This is a genomic window from Sporosarcina trichiuri (assembly GCF_030406775.1).
GTDB classification, from domain to species: Bacteria; Bacillota; Bacilli; order Bacillales_A; family Planococcaceae; genus Sporosarcina; species Sporosarcina trichiuri.
In genome coordinates, this window is sequence record NZ_CP129119.1 from 370,936 (window position 1) to 386,243 (window position 15,308).

Sequence of the window (15,308 nt, forward strand, 5' to 3'; positions counted from 1 at the left end):
AAGGATATATGTCAGCGGAACCTCCTTGCGAGGAAGAAGCTGCACATTCGGAAAAGAACCTTCGGTTCTTACGTTGACATTTTGCGTTCAGTTTTGAAGGCTCATGGCCGGACTTTTTGTCCGCAATTGAACTTTCAAACTTGTTCTTTGAAAACTGGATAAAACGACATTGAAGCAACAAATCAAGACAATCAACCGAGCCGGACACATTTGTGAGCCGGACTGCGATTCTTTTTCGTTCTGACGTCCATTCATCGCTGGATGGCGGAAGAACAATGACTTTATGGTTAAGTTAGGAAGGGCGCACGGCGGATGCCTTGGCACTAGGAGCCTATGAAGGACGGCACTAACACCGATATGCTTCGGGGAGCTGTAAGTAAGCTGTGATCCGAAGATTTCCGAATGGGGAAACCCACCATCTTTAATAGGATGGTACGTATCTGTGAATACATAGCAGATACGAGGCAGACCCGGAGAACTGAAACATCTAAGTATCCGGAGGAAGAGAAAGAAACATCGATTCCCTGAGTAGCGGCGAGCGAAACGGGAAGAGCCCAAACCAGGAAGCTTGCTTCCTGGGGTTGTAGGACACTCTATACGGAGTTACAAAGGGATGGGGTAGGCGAAGCGGCCTGGAAAGGCCCGCCAGAGTGGGTAAAAGCCCCGTAACCGAAATTCCATCCCCTCCAGAGTGGATCCTGAGTACGGCGGAACACGTGAAATTCCGTCGGAATCCGGGAGGACCATCTCCCAAGGCTAAATACTCCCTAGTGACCGATAGTGAACCAGTACCGTGAGGGAAAGGTGAAAAGCACCCCGGAAGGGGAGTGAAATAGATCCTGAAACCGTGTGCCTACAAGTTGTCAGAGCCCGTTAATGGGTGATGGCGTGCCTTTTGTAGAATGAACCGGCGAGTTACGATTCCATGCAAGGTTAAGCCGAGAACGCGGAGCCGCAGCGAAAGCGAGTCTGAACAGGGCGCATGAGTATGGGGTCGTAGACCCGAAACCAGGTGATCTACCCATGTCCAGGGTGAAGGTAAGGTAACACTTACTGGAGGCCCGAACCCACGTACGTTGAAAAGTGCGGGGACGAGGTGTGGGTAGCGGTGAAATTCCAATCGAACCTGGAGATAGCTGGTTCTCTCCGAAATAGCTTTAGGGCTAGCCTCAAACGTCAGAATCTCGGAGGTAGAGCACTGTTTGGACGAGGGGCCCATCCCGGGTTACCGAATTCAGACAAACTCCGAATGCCGATGATTTATGTTTGGGAGTCAGACTATGGGTGATAAGGTCCGTAGTCGAGAGGGAAACAGCCCAGACCGCCAGTTAAGGTCCCCAAGTATTCGTTAAGTGGAAAAGGATGTGGCGCTGCCCAGACAACCAGGATGTTGGCTTAGAAGCAGCCATCATTTAAAGAGTGCGTAATAGCTCACTGGTCGAGTGGCGCTGCGCCGAAAATGTATCGGGGCTAAACGAATCACCGAAACTGCGGATTGACACCTTGGGTGTCAGTGGTAGGAGAGCGTTCCAAGGGCGTTGAAGCTGGACCGGAAGGACTGGTGGAGCGCTTGGAAGTGAGAATGCCGGTATGAGTAGCGAAAGAAGGGTGAGAATCCCTTCCACCGAATGCCTAAGGTTTCCTGAGGAAGGCTCGTCCGCTCAGGGTTAGTCAGGACCTAAGTCGAGGCCGATAGGCGTAGACGATGGATAACAGGTTGATATTCCTGTACCACCTCCCCGCCGTTTGAGTAATGGGGGGACGCAGAAGGATAGGGTGAGCGCGCTGTTGGTCATGCGCGTCCAAGCAGTGAGGTGTGGAACGAGGCAAATCCCGTTCCTGTAACATTGAGCTGTGACGGCAAGGGGAAGTTTCCCTGGAGTCCCTGATTTCACACTGCCAAGAAAAGCCTCTAGCGAGGCGGGAGGTGCCTGTACCGCAAACCGACACAGGTAGGCGAGGAGAGAATCCTAAGGTGATCGAGAGAACTCTCGTTAAGGAACTCGGCAAAATGACCCCGTAACTTCGGGAGAAGGGGTGCTCTGGTAGGGTGAACAGCCCGAGAGAGCCGCAGTGAATAGGCCCAGGCGACTGTTTAGCAAAAACACAGGTCTCTGCAAAACCGTAAGGTGACGTATAGGGGCTGACGCCTGCCCGGTGCTGGAAGGTTAAGAGGAGAGGTTAGCGCAAGCGAAGCTTCGAATTGAAGCCCCAGTAAACGGCGGCCGTAACTATAACGGTCCTAAGGTAGCGAAATTCCTTGTCGGGTAAGTTCCGACCCGCACGAAAGGCGTAACGATCTGGGCACTGTCTCAACGAGAGACTCGGTGAAATTATAATATGCGTGAAGATGCGCATTACCCGCGACAGGACGGAAAGACCCCGTGGAGCTTTACTGTAGCCTGATATTGAATTCCGGTGCAGCCTGTACAGGATAGGTAGGAGCCTTGGATGCGTGAGCGCCAGCTTACGCGGAGGCAATGGTGGGATACTACCCTGGCTGTATTGGACTTCTAACCCTTGCCCGTGATCCGGGCAGGAGACAGTGTCAGGCGGACAGTTTGACTGGGGCGGTCGCCTCCTAAAAGGTAACGGAGGCGCCCAAAGGTTCCCTCAGAATGGTTGGACATCATTCGAAGAGTGCAAAGGCATAAGGGAGCTTGACTGCGAGACCGACAAGTCGAGCAGGGTCGAAAGACGGGCTTAGTGATCCGGTGGTTCCGCATGGAAGGGCCATCGCTCAACGGATAAAAGCTACCCCGGGGATAACAGGCTTATCTCCCCCAAGAGTCCACATCGACGGGGAGGTTTGGCACCTCGATGTCGGCTCATCGCATCCTGGGGCTGTAGTCGGTCCCAAGGGTTGGGCTGTTCGCCCATTAAAGCGGTACGCGAGCTGGGTTCAGAACGTCGTGAGACAGTTCGGTCCCTATCCGTCGCGGGCGCAGGAAATTTGAGAGGAGCTGTCCTTAGTACGAGAGGACCGGGATGGACACACCGCTGGTGTACCAGTTGTCTTGCCAAAGGCATCGCTGGGTAGCTATGTGTGGACGGGATAAATGCTGAAAGCATCTAAGCATGAAGCCCCCCTCGAGATGAGATTTCCCATTACGCAAGTAAGTAAGATCCCTCAAAGATGATGAGGTGGATAGGTCTGGTGTGGAAGCATGGCGACATGTGGAGCTGACAGATACTAATCGATCGAGGACTTAACCAAAACAAAAAAGCGGAGACGACCGTTTTGATGCGACAAGCATAAGGCGAATCGGCGGAGTGGCGGTTTCTGCCACGCAGACGAGTTGACTTATGACCTCAAGCATCAGGGAGTCGAAGCTGGATTACGCGAAAGTCGAAGCGCCGTGAGGCGGTCTTGACTGCACAATGTCCGTTTTATCCAGTTTTGAAGGAACAATAAATCCTTTCAAAAAAACTCTTGCACTTTACATGGTTTATAGTATATAATATGAAATGTCGTTAAGCGGCAGATCACTTGTCTGGTAATGATGGCGAAGAGGTCACACCCGTTCCCATACCGAACACGGAAGTTAAGTTCTTCAGCGCCGATGGTAGTAGGGGGCTTCCCCCTGTGAGAGTAGGACGTTGCCAGGCAGGCGCAGCAATGCGTATTATGGAGGATTAGCTCAGCTGGGAGAGCATCTGCCTTACAAGCAGAGGGTCGGCGGTTCGAGCCCGTCATCCTCCACCATATTTTGTGCCGGTGTAGCTCAACTGGTAGAGCAACTGACTTGTAATCAGTAGGTTGAGGGTTCAAGTCCTTTCGCCGGCACCACTTTGTACGAGCCATTAGCTCAGTTGGTAGAGCATCTGACTTTTAATCAGAGGGTCGCAGGTTCGAATCCTGCATGGCTCACCATCTCTTAGTTTCATCAAAAGGATGCATTAGCATTATGCGGGTGTGGCGGAATTGGCAGACGCGCTAGAATCAGGATCTAGTGCCTTCGGGCGTGGGGGTTCAAGTCCCTTCATCCGCATCCTTTACGCGGAAGTAGTTCAGTGGTAGAATACGACCTTGCCAAGGTCGGGGTCGCGGGTTCGAATCCCGTCTTCCGCTCCACTTTACTTAATCAGGTAATACAATGTATATTGCGCCCGTAGCTCAATTGGATAGAGCGTCTGACTACGGATCAGAAGGTTGTGGATTCGACTTCTGCCGGGCGCGCCATTTTTATGCTTCTACTTACAGATGACCCGGGAAGTAGCTCAGCTTGGTAGAGCACTTGGTTTGGGACCAAGGGGTCGCAGGTTCGAATCCTGTCTTCCCGACCAGTAATTCATGGGGCCTTAGCTCAGCTGGGAGAGCGCCTGCCTTGCACGCAGGAGGTCAGCGGTTCGATCCCGCTAGGCTCCACCATAAGTATTCCATTCATTTCTTGGCGGCGTAGCTCAGCTGGCTAGAGCGTACGGTTCATACCCGTGAGGTCGGGGGTTCGATCCCCTCTGCCGCCATCTAAAGGACCTTTAGCTCAGTTGGTTAGAGCAGACGGCTCATAACCGTCCGGTCGCAGGTTCGAGTCCTGCAAGGTCCACCAGTATTGCTGTCCATATCGGAGGTATACCCAAGTCTGGCTGAAGGGATCGGTCTTGAAAACCGACAGGGGTGTCAAAACCCGCGGGGGTTCGAATCCCTCTACCTCCTCCATTTTCATCACATAGCACGTAAGAGTGAAAGCTCAAATGCAGTACTACTATTATTATCGCGGGGTGGAGCAAAGCGTCATACGAAGATGACGATTTGTAGGATTTCTGAAAGAAATCCGTAATCTTGCAAACAGCAGAACCATGAGCGTGAAAGCTCAAATGCAGTACTACTATTATTATCGCGGGGTGGAGCAAAGCGTCATACAAAGATGACGATTTGTAGGATTTCTGAAAGAAATCCGTAATCTTGCAAACAGCAGAACCATGAGCGTGAAAGCTCAAATGCAGTACTACTATTATTATCGCGGGGTGGAGCAGTGGTAGCTCGTCGGGCTCATAACCCGAAGGTCGCAGGTTCAAATCCTGCCCCCGCAACCAAATGGTCCCGTGGTGTAGCGGTTAACATGCCTGCCTGTCACGCAGGAGATCGCCGGTTCGATCCCGGTCGGGACCGCCATTTTTATTTTATACATAGTTCTCTTTGCTGGTTCAGTAGCTCAGTCGGTAGAGCAAAGGACTGAAAATCCTTGTGTCGGCGGTTCGATTCCGTCCTGAACCACCATAGTCGTGCGGGTGTAGTTTAGTGGTAAAACCTCAGCCTTCCAAGCTGATGATGAGGGTTCGATTCCCTTCACCCGCTCCATTTGGGCCTATAGCTCAGCTGGTTAGAGCGCACGCCTGATAAGCGTGAGGTCGGTGGTTCGAGTCCACTTAGGCCCACTATTCCGCAGTAGCTCAGTGGTAGAGCAATCGGCTGTTAACCGATCGGTCGTAGGTTCGAGTCCTACCTGCGGAGCCATTCATACGGGGAAGTACTCAAGTGGCTCAAGAGGCGCCCCTGCTAAGGGTGTAGGTCGCGAAAGCGGCGCGAGGGTTCGAATCCCTCCTTCTCCGCCATATTTGTTTGGCCCCTTGGTCAAGCGGTTAAGACACCGCCCTTTCACGGCGGTAACACGGGTTCGAATCCCGTAGGGGTCATACTGAAAAAACCTGACTGTTCTGCAGTCAGGTTTTTTGTATTCATTTATCTACATAACTGTCTCTTTTCCGGTATGGAATGTCGCCGAGTTCAGATTCCAGGTTCTCATCATCGAGATTTTCTTCGTATTCGGCTGTTGTGTCACTGCGCACATAACCAGCCGGTTCTCCGTCGATGTCGCTCGCTGCGATGACATCGATGTCTTCCGTGCTTTCATCTTCCACATTGGTATCATACAGATCTTCATAATTGTCGTGGTCCCCTGTGAAGTCGGATGGGGTTTCCGACGTCCCTGATTTCGCGATCGCTTCAAAGCTGTCGATCGGATCTTCGTATATCCCTTCCCGCCGATCTGCAAATGTGTTCGGCTTCGCCATCTTCAGCAAGTCGTTTTCCACCGGTCTGTCATCAGGCACTTCCTGTACTGCATCTTCCACGCATACTGTCGTATAGGGAATTGCCTCCAGTCGTTCAAATGGAATGTCTTTGCCGCATTCCTCACAGACCCCATAGGTGCCTTCTTCCATCCGCTTGAGAGCTGTCTGCACTTTCTCCATTTCCTCGGATGCATGCTCGTTCAGGGCCCTGTCCTTTTCCCTGTCATACAGTTCTGTCCCCATATCTGCGGGGTGATTATCATAAGTGGAGAGTTCGCCGATCTCGTCCTGCGGTGCTGTGTCTGTCGTCGTCCGTTCTTCGGTCACCGTTAAGTCGTCTTGTAGACGAAGCAGTTCCTTCTTCAATGTCATGGTCTGTTCTTTTGTCAGCATTTCATTCACGTCCTTTATGGATTTACCTGCTAGTATGGATCAGAACGGCTGAATTCATATGCATTCAGCTGTTAGTTCTCTGAATTCCTTTTTCGCCCGGTCCTTAAACCTAAGCGGAACAACTTCAGACAGGATCAGCAAAGCAAAAAAAAGAAGACCGTATGGTAGACGGTCTTCCAGCAGATATTAGTGGAGGAGGTGGCCAATGAGCAAGCCGACCGCCAGAAGCAGGCAGAAGAAGGTGTTCGTCTGCGCTGTGAATTTCATGGCTGGCATCACTTGGAGCGGTGCTTCGTGATTTTTGAATATCCTGATGGCGGAGATGGGCTTCTTGACGCACAGGATGACGAGCAGGCTCCATGGAGTGAGTCCGCCGAAGAGCACGAGACCGATGATCCAGGCAAATGCCAGGATGAAGAATCCGCTCTGTACCCGGATGGCATTCGCCCGTCCGAGCAAAATGGCAAGCGTCTTCCGTCCTCCCAGCTTGTCGCCTTCGAGGTCCCGGATATTGTTTGCCATCATGATTGCAGCTACGAGGAGAACACTCGGTATGGACAGCAGCACAGCCCGTTCCGATACGGTCCCTGTCTGGATATAGAAGGCGATCAGGACGAGCAGCATCCCCATGACAACACCGGAAAACAGTTCCCCAAGCGGGGTATAGGCGATCGGGTAGGGGCCGCCTGTGTAGAAGTAACCGATAGCCATCGATACGAGACCGATTGCTGCAAGCCACCAGGACGTCTGCATGCAGATATAGACGCCCAGCAGTACGGAAATGCCATATAGGAAAAGAGCCAGGTTCAGGATCGTTTTCGGGTTCACTTTGTTGCGGACGATCGTTCCGCCGATGCCGACCGAGTGCTCGGTGTCCAGGCCTCTTTTGTAGTCATAGTATTCATTGAACATGTTCGTCGCCATCTGGATGAGCACACTTGCGAGCAGCATGGCTGCAAAGAGAGGGAAGTCCAGCCGTCCGAACGGCAGGGCGAGCATCGTGCCGAGGAATACAGGTGCAAAGGCTGCGGTCAGTGTGTGCGGCCGGGTCAGCTGCCACCACATCCTCCAGCCTTGTTCGATTTTGATTGTATCTTGCATTTCGTTCTCTCCTTCACTTTTGAATCCACTTTCCATTGTACTCTATTCCGCCCGTGTTCGGTATCCCCGGGTCCCCAAAAATGCGGGAGCGGCCCATTTCCGTTATAATGGATACTGCAATGGCATCTAGTACACGCCAACAGAGGAGAGAATATTATGAATCGGAAGCTTACGGAACTGCCTGCACATACTGATCGTGCAGCCAACCCGCATATCCGCTTCTTCACTGAAACGATAGAGGCGGGCGGAATTTCTCCGCTTTCTTTTTTTGAGGCCGGGTCTTCCATCGGATATGCAGAACGGTTCTTTTGGGAAAACGCCTCGAAGACATTGACACTCGTCGGGATCGGGCATGCATTGACCCTTACGGCTGACGCGGAGCACGATCGCTTCGGGAAAATAGAGGCTGAGTGGAAACAATACTGCACGAAACTCATCAAAGAAGAAAAAGACATGGACCCCATCCTGGCAGGAGGTTTTTCATTCACTGCTGAGCAGGGATCCCGCAGTTCTGAATGGGGGGATTTTCCGCGCGCATTCTTTTCAGTTCCTGTTTTTCAACTGAAAATCGAGAATGGGCGGACAGCGGTCGCCATCAATCTAATTACGGACTCCCCGGAGAGCTCCGGCAAGTTTGATGAGCTGCGGCAGCAGAGGGACCGCTTGATACACGAAGCGCAGATGCGGGATTCACTGCACTTTACGAAGCCGTCCGTCCTCTCGATGCAAGAGCTCGGAAAAGACAGCTATCTGGATACAGTTACGGCGGTCACCGGGAAGATCGCTGCCGGGGAAGCGGATAAGGTCGTCATCGCCCGTTCGCTCGCCCTGCAGTTCGATGAGCCGGCAGACCATACAGCAGTGCTGCAGTCGATCACAAACGAACAGCGCGACAGCTACCTGTTCGGCATTGAACGCGGCAGCCAGCTGTTCTTCGGGGCGACTCCCGAACGGCTGGTCGAGATAAAGGACGGGAGAGCCTATTCGGCATGCGTGGCGGGTTCGAGCAGACGGGGGACGACAGCCGAGGAGGATCGCAAGCTGGGCGAAGCGCTTCTGGCGGATAAAAAGAACCGGGAAGAGCATCACTATGTCGTCGAGATGATTACCCGTGTGTTCGATTCACTTTGTGCATCCCGTACATCAGCAGCAGGTCCGAAACTCATGAAAGTGAGAGATATCCAGCATTTATATACCCCTGTCGAAGGAACTCTCGTAGTTGAAAGCAGCATTTTCCAGTTCATCAAGGCGCTCCATCCGACGCCGGCTCTCGGAGGTGTCCCGACGGCGACCGCGATGGATATCATCCGGCATGAGGAAAAGCTGGATCGCGGTTTCTATGCCGCTCCGGTCGGCTGGACGGACGCTTCCGGCAACGGGGAATTCGCCGTTGCCATCCGGTCGGCTCTTCTTGAGCAGGACAAGGCTTGGCTGTATGCAGGCGGCGGAATTGTGGCCGATTCCAAGGCAGACGAAGAATATGAGGAGACATGGGTGAAATTCAGGCCGATGCTCCGCGCCCTTGGAGGGACACTGCATGGATAAACGTATAATACTGACCAACCATGTAAAACGGATGACGGAATCTCTTGCACGGCTGGGAATGGTGCATGCTGTGATCAGTCCCGGATCCCGTTCCACTCCGCTTGCGTACGCGCTGGCATCTGACGACAGGTTCGAGACCCATCTGCAGGTGGATGAGCGTTCTGCAGGGTTCTTCGCCCTCGGGTTAGCGAAGGCCATGCAGCTGCCAGTTGCCCTGCTGTGTACATCGGGGACAGCCGCGGCCAATTTCCATCCTGCAGTCACGGAAGCCTTCTACGCGCGTATCCCGCTCGTCGTGATTACAGCGGACCGGCCTCATGAACTCAGGGACGTCGGTGCGCCGCAGGCGATCCGTCAGCCCGGTATGTTCGCGGAACACGTGAAGTACCATGTCGATCTGCCGATTCCTGAAGAATCAGCAGCCGTCGATGACTTTCTGGAGCGGCAGATTGCCCGAACTGTCGCTGTGACGATGACCGAACCGAAAGGACCGGTTCATGTGAATGCACCATTCCGTGAACCGCTGCTGATCGATCTCGGCCAGCCAGCGCCTCCGGTCACATTCCAGGCAAGCATTGCCGGAAAAAGTGTATTTGCAGAAGACCGGAAACGGCAGGTCAGCGGACTGTTGAGCAGAGCATCCAGAGGACTTTTGGTAGCGGGGGAACTGCCTCCAGGATTCCCGAAAGAAACCGTCTGGGCGTTTGCAGAGCGGATGAACTGGCCGGTCCTCTGTGATCCGCTGTCCAACCTGCGTTCTGAAGTACCGGAGTCCTGCAGGCATCTCTGCATCGACTCGTACGACGCGCTGCTGAAACAGGACCGGCTTGCAGAACGGCTGGCGCCGGATACCGTCTTCCGCATAGGACCGCAGCCGGTTTCGAAACCGCTGACCCTGTTCTTGAAACAGGCGCGTCCGGCTGTCTATGCAGTGGTGGATGAATCCGCGCTGTTCAGGGATCCGATCGGCATTGCGACCCATCATCTGCAGACCTGCCCGGAAGAAGTCCTTTCCCTGCAGTCGGAATCCCATCAGCAGCCTGCCTATACGGAGGACTGGTCGGAGGCGAACCGGATTGTTTCGGAAGTCACTGCGTCGCACAGATGGGACGAAGAGCACGAAGGCGATTATGTCCGTACTCTGCTTGATCAGCTCCCTGACGGAAGTGATCTGATCAGCGGCAGCAGCATGCCGATCCGGGATCTGGATACGTATTTCCGCAATACATCCCGGGATATTGCCTGCTTCTCGAACAGAGGGGCAAACGGCATCGATGGTGTTGTATCGACAGCGCTCGGAATTCAGGCAGCGCGGAAACGGCCGTCCTGGCTGCTGATCGGCGACCTGTCGTTCCTCCATGACAGCAATGGCCTCATCGTCTCCCGGATGGAAGAGACGGATCTCACGATCGTGCTCAGCAATAACAATGGCGGCGGCATCTTCTCCTATTTGCCGCAGTCGACGGAGCCTGCGCATTTCGAAGAGCTGTTCGGAACACCGACAGACCTGTCCTTCGCGCCGTTCGCCGAGCTCTATGATATCCAATACAGTTGTGTATCATCAGTTGCGCAGCTGGAAGAACAGCTGCAGCAGCCGAAGACAAAACCGCTCCGTATCATCGAGATGATCTCAAACCGGGAACAGAACACGGCGGCACATCGGGCTCTCTGGCAATCGGCAGGGGAGGAGCTGGACAGGCATGGCTTCTGAATATCTCTCTGTTGGTGGGGAGTCTCTTCATTATGAAACGTATGGATGCAGTGACCGCCCGGCAGTTGTCCTGCTTCATGGGTTCACAGGCAGTACAGTGACATGGCATTCGATTGCCGGCCTGCTGGCGGATCGGTTCCATGTGGTCCTCGTGGATCTTTGGGGGCACGGCCGGTCCGCAAGCCCTGCGGACAGCACCCGGTATTCAATGGCGTCCCAGACGGAAGATCTCGATCAGCTGTTTACGTATCTCGGGCTGGACCGCATCCTTCTCGTCGGCTATTCGATGGGCGGCCGCACCGCACTTGGATATGCTGCGGCGTTTCCGGAGCGTATCGCAGGCCTCCTATTGGAAAGTGCGTCGCCGGGCCTCCGCACAGTAGAGGAACGCGCCGACAGACGGCGGCATGATGCGGCCCTGGCAGCACGGCTGCGGAATGAGCCGCTGGCGGAGTTCGTCCGTTTCTGGGAGGCAATCGCTCTGTTCGATTCCCAGAAATGGCTGCCCGAACAGACGCAATCTGCTATACGCAGCGAGCGGATGAACCAGAAAGCAGATGGGCTGGCCGGCAGCCTGGAAGGGATCGGAACCGGCAGCCAGCCATCGTATTGGAGGGCGCTTCCTCATATGATGTTCCCCGTCCTGCTTGTGACCGGAACACTCGACGGAAAGTTCACACGGCTCGCGCAAGAGATGGAAACACTGCTGCCGAATGCTGTCCATGAACAGGTGCCGGATGCGGGCCATGCAATCCACGTGGAAAAACCGAAGAAATTTGCTACAATAATAGAGAACTTTGCAGCACATCATTCATTTTGAGGAGGACAATTATGACACGGCAATGGGAAACGCTTCATACATATGAAGATATTAAGTATGAAAAGTATAACGGCATCGCTAAAGTGACGATCAACCGTCCGGAAGTGCGCAACGCATTCCGCCCGAAGACGGTTACAGACATGATCGATGCATTCTCACGAGCACGCGACGACGAGAGCATCGGGGTCATCATCCTCACTGGCGAGGGAGAGAAAGCATTCTGTTCCGGCGGCGACCAGAAAGTCAGAGGTCATGGCGGATATGTCGGAGACGACGAAATTCCGCGCTTGAACGTACTGGACCTCCAGCGCCTGATCCGCGTCATCCCGAAACCGGTTGTTGCGATGGTTTCCGGATTTGCTATCGGCGGCGGCCATGTGCTGCATGTTGTCTGCGATTTGACGATCGCTGCGGACAATGCAATCTTCGGCCAGACGGGTCCGAAAGTCGGCTCATTCGATGCCGGTTATGGCTCGGGTTACCTGGCACGTATCATCGGCCACAAGAAAGCCCGTGAAATCTGGTATCTGTGCCGTCAGTACGACGCACAGCAGGCACTTGATATGGGACTCGTCAATACAGTCGTTCCGTATGAACAACTGGAGGATGAAACCGTTCAGTGGTGTGAGGAAATGCTCTCCATGAGCCCGACGGCACTCCGGTTTGTCAAAGCAGCCATGAACGCGGACACGGACGGTCTTGCAGGTCTCCAGCAGATGGCGGGGGATGCGACACTTCTGTATTACACAACCGACGAAGCGAAAGAGGGACGGGATGCATTCAAAGAGAAGCGCAAGCCGGACTTCGGCCAATTCCCAAGGTTCCCTTGATAAATACAGACAAAAACTGCCGATACCGGCAGTTTTTTGTTTAGGAAGGAGTATGTCCAATGATACCCAATTGGCTGATGAAACGGGCATCCCTCAGCCCGGAAGCGCCGGCACTTTCATTTGAAGGGGAAACGCTGTCCTATGCGGAACTGTATGACCGGGCTATGGACCATGCAGGGAAACTGCGGGCCGCCGGACTGCACGCGGGAAGCCGGGCAGCCCTGCTCGGCGGAACTTCCGCGGAGATGGCTGTCCTCATCCATGGCTGCCTGCTGGCAGGTGTTGAAATGGTCCTCCTGAACGTCCGTCTGACAGCGGAGGAAATCGGATATCAGCTCGGCGATGCCGCTGCCGACCTGCTGATCTGCGAAGATTTTTGCATACCGCAGACCGGTTCTGCAAACTGTGGTGCGCTTTCCTACAGCGACTTCAGCAGACTTCCGGCACACCCCGTGGAACCGGAGAGAGAGTGGCAGGACGACCGCACCCTCACCATCATGTACACATCCGGCACGACCGGATTTCCAAAGGGTGTTCGCCAGACGGCGGGCAACCATACTGCCAGTGCAGTGTCGGCAGTCCTGAACAGCGGTCTGCGGGACGGGGATGCCTGGCTCCATATGATGCCGCTGTTCCACATCAGCGGCTTCTCGATACTCGCGAGGGCAGTGCTGTATGGTACGGAGGTGCGGCTGTTCCGTAAATTCGACGCATATCTCGCTGCGGAGGAAATCGGCAGCGGCCGGGTATCGGGCATGTCTGCGGTGGCCGTCACACTGGAACGGCTGCTGACGGAGTTCGAAAGAAGCGGACGGACCGTGCCCGAAACGTTCCGCACATTGCTTGCCGGCGGGGGACCGGTGCCCGTCAATTACCTGGAGCGGGCGCAGCGGATCGGTCTGCCGGTCCTGCAGACATACGGGATGACGGAGACCAGTTCGCAGACCGCCACCCTGTCAGCAGGAGATGCCCTCCGCAAGATCGGGTCCGCCGGGAAGCCGCTGTTCTTCTCGGATATCCGGATCGAGGGAGCGGCCGGGCCCGGCAGCAGGGGGGAGATATTGATCCGGGGACCGCACGTGACGAAAGGGTATGTCGGCCGTCATTCCGGAAAAGGTGCCCTGCAGGATGGATGGCTCCATTCCGGGGACATCGGTTATTTCGACGAGGACGGCTTCCTGTTCGTCTCCGACCGCCGAAGCGACCTGATCATCTCGGGCGGGGAAAACATCTACCCTGCTGAAATCGAGGAAGTGCTCGCCGCGCATCCCGCCGTCAAAGAGGCCGGCGTCTGTGCTATGCGGGATGAGAAGTGGGGGGCTGTGCCTGCTGCATTCATCAAGACGACCGGACCGCAGCAGCTTGCCCCTGAGGACCTGGAAACCTTCTGTAGGGAGCGGCTGGCCGCCTATAAAGTTCCGAAGGTATTCCGTTTCATCGAGGAGATGCCGCGCAACTCATCGAATAAGCTGATGCGCAGCAGACTCCGTGAACTGGCTGCGGACGAAAACGTGGATAGACAGCATTAAAAAGGCAGGGAAAGAGCCGGATAGCTCCTTTCCCTGCCTTTTTTCAGTTTAATACACTTGTGAGCACTTCAATATTCCGGCGTTGGAGTGTGAAGTAGTCTTCGTCCTTTGCGATGTCCTCCTCCGTCAACACGGACAGGTTGTGGAGAACGGCTGAATCGGCGCCGATTTCATCCTGAACGACTTTTGTCAGTTTCGAGCTGACATTCTGCTCGAATAATATTGTCTTCACATGCTTTTCCTTAGCTTCTGCAACGATGGCAGCAAGCTGTTTCTGGGACGGCTCGCTCTGTGTGTTCAAGCCGGCAATCGCCACTTGTTCAAGGCCGTATTGGTGTGCAAGATAGCCGTAAGCGGCGTGGGAGACGAAGAATGTTTTCGAAGAGGCACTGTCACTCATCTGTCGGAACTCATCATCGAGTTTTTCGAGATCTTTCTTCAGCTCTTCGAAATTCTTCTCGTATAACTCCTTGTTTTCGGGTGCCTGCTCGGTCAGCCCATCTTTGACAGCCTCCGCAAGGTCTGCACTGAGGACAGGGGAAATCCAGACGTGCGGGTCCATCTCCCCGTGATGATGGCCGTCTTCATGTTCTTTATCTCCATCGTGATGATGGCCTCCCATCAAGCTGGACGGATCGATGTTCTCTGAAGCCGCAATCATCTTCACGTGCTGATCTTTCAGTGTCTTTTCGGCATTATCGACAAATCCTTCAAGGCCGAGTCCGACATAGAAGAACAAGTCGGCATCCGCAAGCTTCATCATCTCTTTCTGCGTCGGTTCGAAAGTATGCTCATCCGTACCAGCCGGATAGATCGTCTTTACTGATACAGTGTCACCACCGATCCGTCCTGCGAAGTACTGCAGCGGATAGACGGTTGTGTAGACAGAGATTTTACCTTCAGCACCTTCAGATGCAGCCTTATCATCGTTTTTGCCGCATGCACCCAAGGCGAGCAGCAGGATGATCAGGAACACGGCAGCCGCCCATTTGCTATGTTTCATCAGAATACCTCCAATTAGTAATCATTACGATTTAAAAAGCGCCTGTCTATCATAACGGAAAAGACAGGTGCTTGCAAGTGCTAAAGTTATCGGGCCTTCTCTTTCTTAGGAGGCACGGGATCGAATCCGCCTTTGTGCAGCGGATGGCATTTCGAGATGCGGATAATGGTCAGGAAGATTCCTTTGACAGCGCCGTGCGTTTCCACTGCTTCGACACCGTAATGAGAGCAGGTCGGATGAAAGCGGCATGTCGGCGGCGACAGGGGGGAAATCCATTTCTGATAGAAACGGATCAGCGTCACGATGATCTGCTTCATAGCAACGAACTCCTTATGTTGAACTGTGTTTAGTGTACTCCCTC

The 15,308-nt window shown here is 54.1% G+C and carries 9 protein-coding genes, 19 tRNA genes and 2 rRNA genes; 26 read left to right on the plus strand and 4 right to left on the minus strand.

The features are described 5' to 3' along the window. Positions 1-285 precede the first annotated feature (285 nt). From QWT68_RS02100 to QWT68_RS02200, 21 genes are all read left to right on the plus strand, one after another. Positions 286-3,217 (plus strand): 23S ribosomal RNA (locus QWT68_RS02100). A gap of 276 nt (positions 3,218-3,493) precedes the next feature. After that, positions 3,494-3,609: ribosomal RNA gene (gene rrf, locus QWT68_RS02105) — 5S ribosomal RNA — on the plus strand. A 21-nt stretch (positions 3,610-3,630) separates the two neighbouring features. Then, a tRNA-Val gene (locus QWT68_RS02110) sits at positions 3,631-3,706 on the plus strand. Between the two features lie 8 nt (positions 3,707-3,714). After that, positions 3,715-3,790 (plus strand) — tRNA-Thr (locus QWT68_RS02115). 8 nt (positions 3,791-3,798) lie between these two features. Next, a tRNA-Lys gene (locus QWT68_RS02120) sits at positions 3,799-3,874 on the plus strand. A 36-nt stretch (positions 3,875-3,910) separates the two neighbouring features. Beyond that, a tRNA-Leu gene (locus QWT68_RS02125) sits at positions 3,911-3,992 on the plus strand. A gap of 8 nt (positions 3,993-4,000) precedes the next feature. Then, positions 4,001-4,075, plus strand: a tRNA-Gly gene (locus QWT68_RS02130). 31 nt (positions 4,076-4,106) lie between these two features. After that, a tRNA-Arg gene (locus tag QWT68_RS02135) sits at positions 4,107-4,183 on the plus strand. A 27-nt stretch (positions 4,184-4,210) separates the two neighbouring features. Next, positions 4,211-4,287, plus strand: a tRNA-Pro gene (locus QWT68_RS02140). 9 nt (positions 4,288-4,296) lie between these two features. Continuing rightward, positions 4,297-4,372: transfer RNA gene (locus QWT68_RS02145), tRNA-Ala, on the plus strand. A gap of 21 nt (positions 4,373-4,393) precedes the next feature. After that, positions 4,394-4,467, plus strand: a tRNA-Met gene (locus QWT68_RS02150). A gap of 6 nt (positions 4,468-4,473) precedes the next feature. After that, positions 4,474-4,550 (plus strand) — tRNA-Ile (locus QWT68_RS02155). A 17-nt stretch (positions 4,551-4,567) separates the two neighbouring features. After that, positions 4,568-4,660, plus strand: a tRNA-Ser gene (locus QWT68_RS02160). Between the two features lie 302 nt (positions 4,661-4,962). Continuing rightward, positions 4,963-5,037: transfer RNA gene (locus QWT68_RS02165), tRNA-Met, on the plus strand. A 3-nt stretch (positions 5,038-5,040) separates the two neighbouring features. After that, a tRNA-Asp gene (locus tag QWT68_RS02170) sits at positions 5,041-5,116 on the plus strand. 29 nt (positions 5,117-5,145) lie between these two features. Further along, positions 5,146-5,221: transfer RNA gene (locus tag QWT68_RS02175), tRNA-Phe, on the plus strand. A gap of 7 nt (positions 5,222-5,228) precedes the next feature. Next, positions 5,229-5,302 (plus strand) — tRNA-Gly (locus QWT68_RS02180). Between the two features lie 3 nt (positions 5,303-5,305). Continuing rightward, a tRNA-Ile gene (locus QWT68_RS02185) sits at positions 5,306-5,379 on the plus strand. 4 nt (positions 5,380-5,383) lie between these two features. Next, positions 5,384-5,458, plus strand: a tRNA-Asn gene (locus QWT68_RS02190). Positions 5,459-5,465: 7 nt separating this feature from the next. Beyond that, positions 5,466-5,556: transfer RNA gene (locus tag QWT68_RS02195), tRNA-Ser, on the plus strand. A 9-nt stretch (positions 5,557-5,565) separates the two neighbouring features. Beyond that, positions 5,566-5,637, plus strand: a tRNA-Glu gene (locus tag QWT68_RS02200). 42 nt (positions 5,638-5,679) lie between these two features. Here QWT68_RS02200 and QWT68_RS02205 read toward each other — a convergent pair. After that, complete coding sequence (locus QWT68_RS02205; protein ID WP_040286047.1) at positions 5,680-6,408, minus strand: TraR/DksA C4-type zinc finger protein; 729 nt, start codon at positions 6,406-6,408, stop codon at positions 5,680-5,682. 186 nt (positions 6,409-6,594) lie between these two features. Beyond that, complete coding sequence (locus QWT68_RS02210) at positions 6,595-7,509, minus strand: 1,4-dihydroxy-2-naphthoate polyprenyltransferase (protein WP_040286048.1); 915 nt, start codon at positions 7,507-7,509, stop codon at positions 6,595-6,597. 156 nt (positions 7,510-7,665) lie between these two features. On the opposite strand from QWT68_RS02210, the gene QWT68_RS02215 reads away from it, so the two are divergent. Genes QWT68_RS02215 through QWT68_RS02235 form a run of 5 tightly spaced genes read left to right on the plus strand, consistent with a single transcriptional unit; the run spans position 7,666 to position 13,944 of the window. After that, positions 7,666-9,054, plus strand: a complete 1,389-nt coding sequence (locus QWT68_RS02215) for an isochorismate synthase (protein ID WP_040286049.1) — start codon at positions 7,666-7,668, stop codon at positions 9,052-9,054. After that, positions 9,047-10,765, plus strand: a complete 1,719-nt coding sequence (menD, locus tag QWT68_RS02220) for a 2-succinyl-5-enolpyruvyl-6-hydroxy-3-cyclohexene-1-carboxylic-acid synthase (RefSeq protein WP_290149281.1) — start codon at positions 9,047-9,049, stop codon at positions 10,763-10,765. The genes QWT68_RS02215 and menD overlap by 8 nt, the downstream gene beginning before the upstream one ends. Next, the gene (gene menH / locus QWT68_RS02225; RefSeq protein WP_290149282.1) at positions 10,755-11,585 is read left to right on the plus strand and encodes a 2-succinyl-6-hydroxy-2,4-cyclohexadiene-1-carboxylate synthase; all 831 of its coding nucleotides are present in this window, start codon (positions 10,755-10,757) and stop codon (positions 11,583-11,585) included. Before menD ends, menH begins: the two co-directional genes overlap by 11 nt. Before the next feature lie 11 nt (positions 11,586-11,596). Next, positions 11,597-12,415 (plus strand): 1,4-dihydroxy-2-naphthoyl-CoA synthase, encoded by an 819-nt coding sequence (gene menB, locus QWT68_RS02230; protein WP_290149283.1) that lies wholly within the window; start codon positions 11,597-11,599, stop codon positions 12,413-12,415. A gap of 59 nt (positions 12,416-12,474) precedes the next feature. Then, positions 12,475-13,944, plus strand: coding sequence for an o-succinylbenzoate--CoA ligase (locus QWT68_RS02235; RefSeq protein WP_290149286.1), 1,470 nt, complete (start codon positions 12,475-12,477; stop codon positions 13,942-13,944). A 43-nt stretch (positions 13,945-13,987) separates the two neighbouring features. On the opposite strand, the gene QWT68_RS02240 is transcribed toward QWT68_RS02235, so the two are convergent. Both QWT68_RS02240 and yidD read right to left on the minus strand, forming a co-directional pair. Next, entirely contained in the window at positions 13,988-14,947 is a 960-nt protein-coding gene (locus QWT68_RS02240; RefSeq protein ID WP_290149287.1) for a metal ABC transporter solute-binding protein, Zn/Mn family, read from the minus strand. Positions 14,948-15,033: 86 nt separating this feature from the next. Further along, positions 15,034-15,264 carry a membrane protein insertion efficiency factor YidD gene (gene yidD / locus QWT68_RS02245; RefSeq protein WP_040286055.1) on the minus strand — a complete coding sequence of 77 codons (231 nt, stop codon included), beginning with the start codon at positions 15,262-15,264 and terminating at the stop codon, positions 15,034-15,036. Between the last annotated feature and the right edge of the window lie 44 nt (positions 15,265-15,308).

Coding starts and splice junctions, on each gene's coding strand:
- menD (WP_290149281.1), top strand. CDS start 9,047: ATGGATAAACGTATAATACTGACCAACCATGTAAAACGGATGACGGAA.
- QWT68_RS02215 (WP_040286049.1), top strand. CDS start 7,666: ATGAATCGGAAGCTTACGGAACTGCCTGCACATACTGATCGTGCAGCC.
- menB (WP_290149283.1), top strand. CDS start 11,597: ATGACACGGCAATGGGAAACGCTTCATACATATGAAGATATTAAGTAT.
- menH (WP_290149282.1), top strand. CDS start 10,755: ATGGCTTCTGAATATCTCTCTGTTGGTGGGGAGTCTCTTCATTATGAA.
- QWT68_RS02235 (WP_290149286.1), top strand. CDS start 12,475: ATGATACCCAATTGGCTGATGAAACGGGCATCCCTCAGCCCGGAAGCG.
- QWT68_RS02210 (WP_040286048.1), bottom strand. CDS start 7,509: ATGCAAGATACAATCAAAATCGAACAAGGCTGGAGGATGTGGTGGCAG.
- QWT68_RS02205 (WP_040286047.1), bottom strand. CDS start 6,408: ATGCTGACAAAAGAACAGACCATGACATTGAAGAAGGAACTGCTTCGT.
- QWT68_RS02240 (WP_290149287.1), bottom strand. CDS start 14,947: ATGAAACATAGCAAATGGGCGGCTGCCGTGTTCCTGATCATCCTGCTG.
- yidD (WP_040286055.1), bottom strand. CDS start 15,264: ATGAAGCAGATCATCGTGACGCTGATCCGTTTCTATCAGAAATGGATT.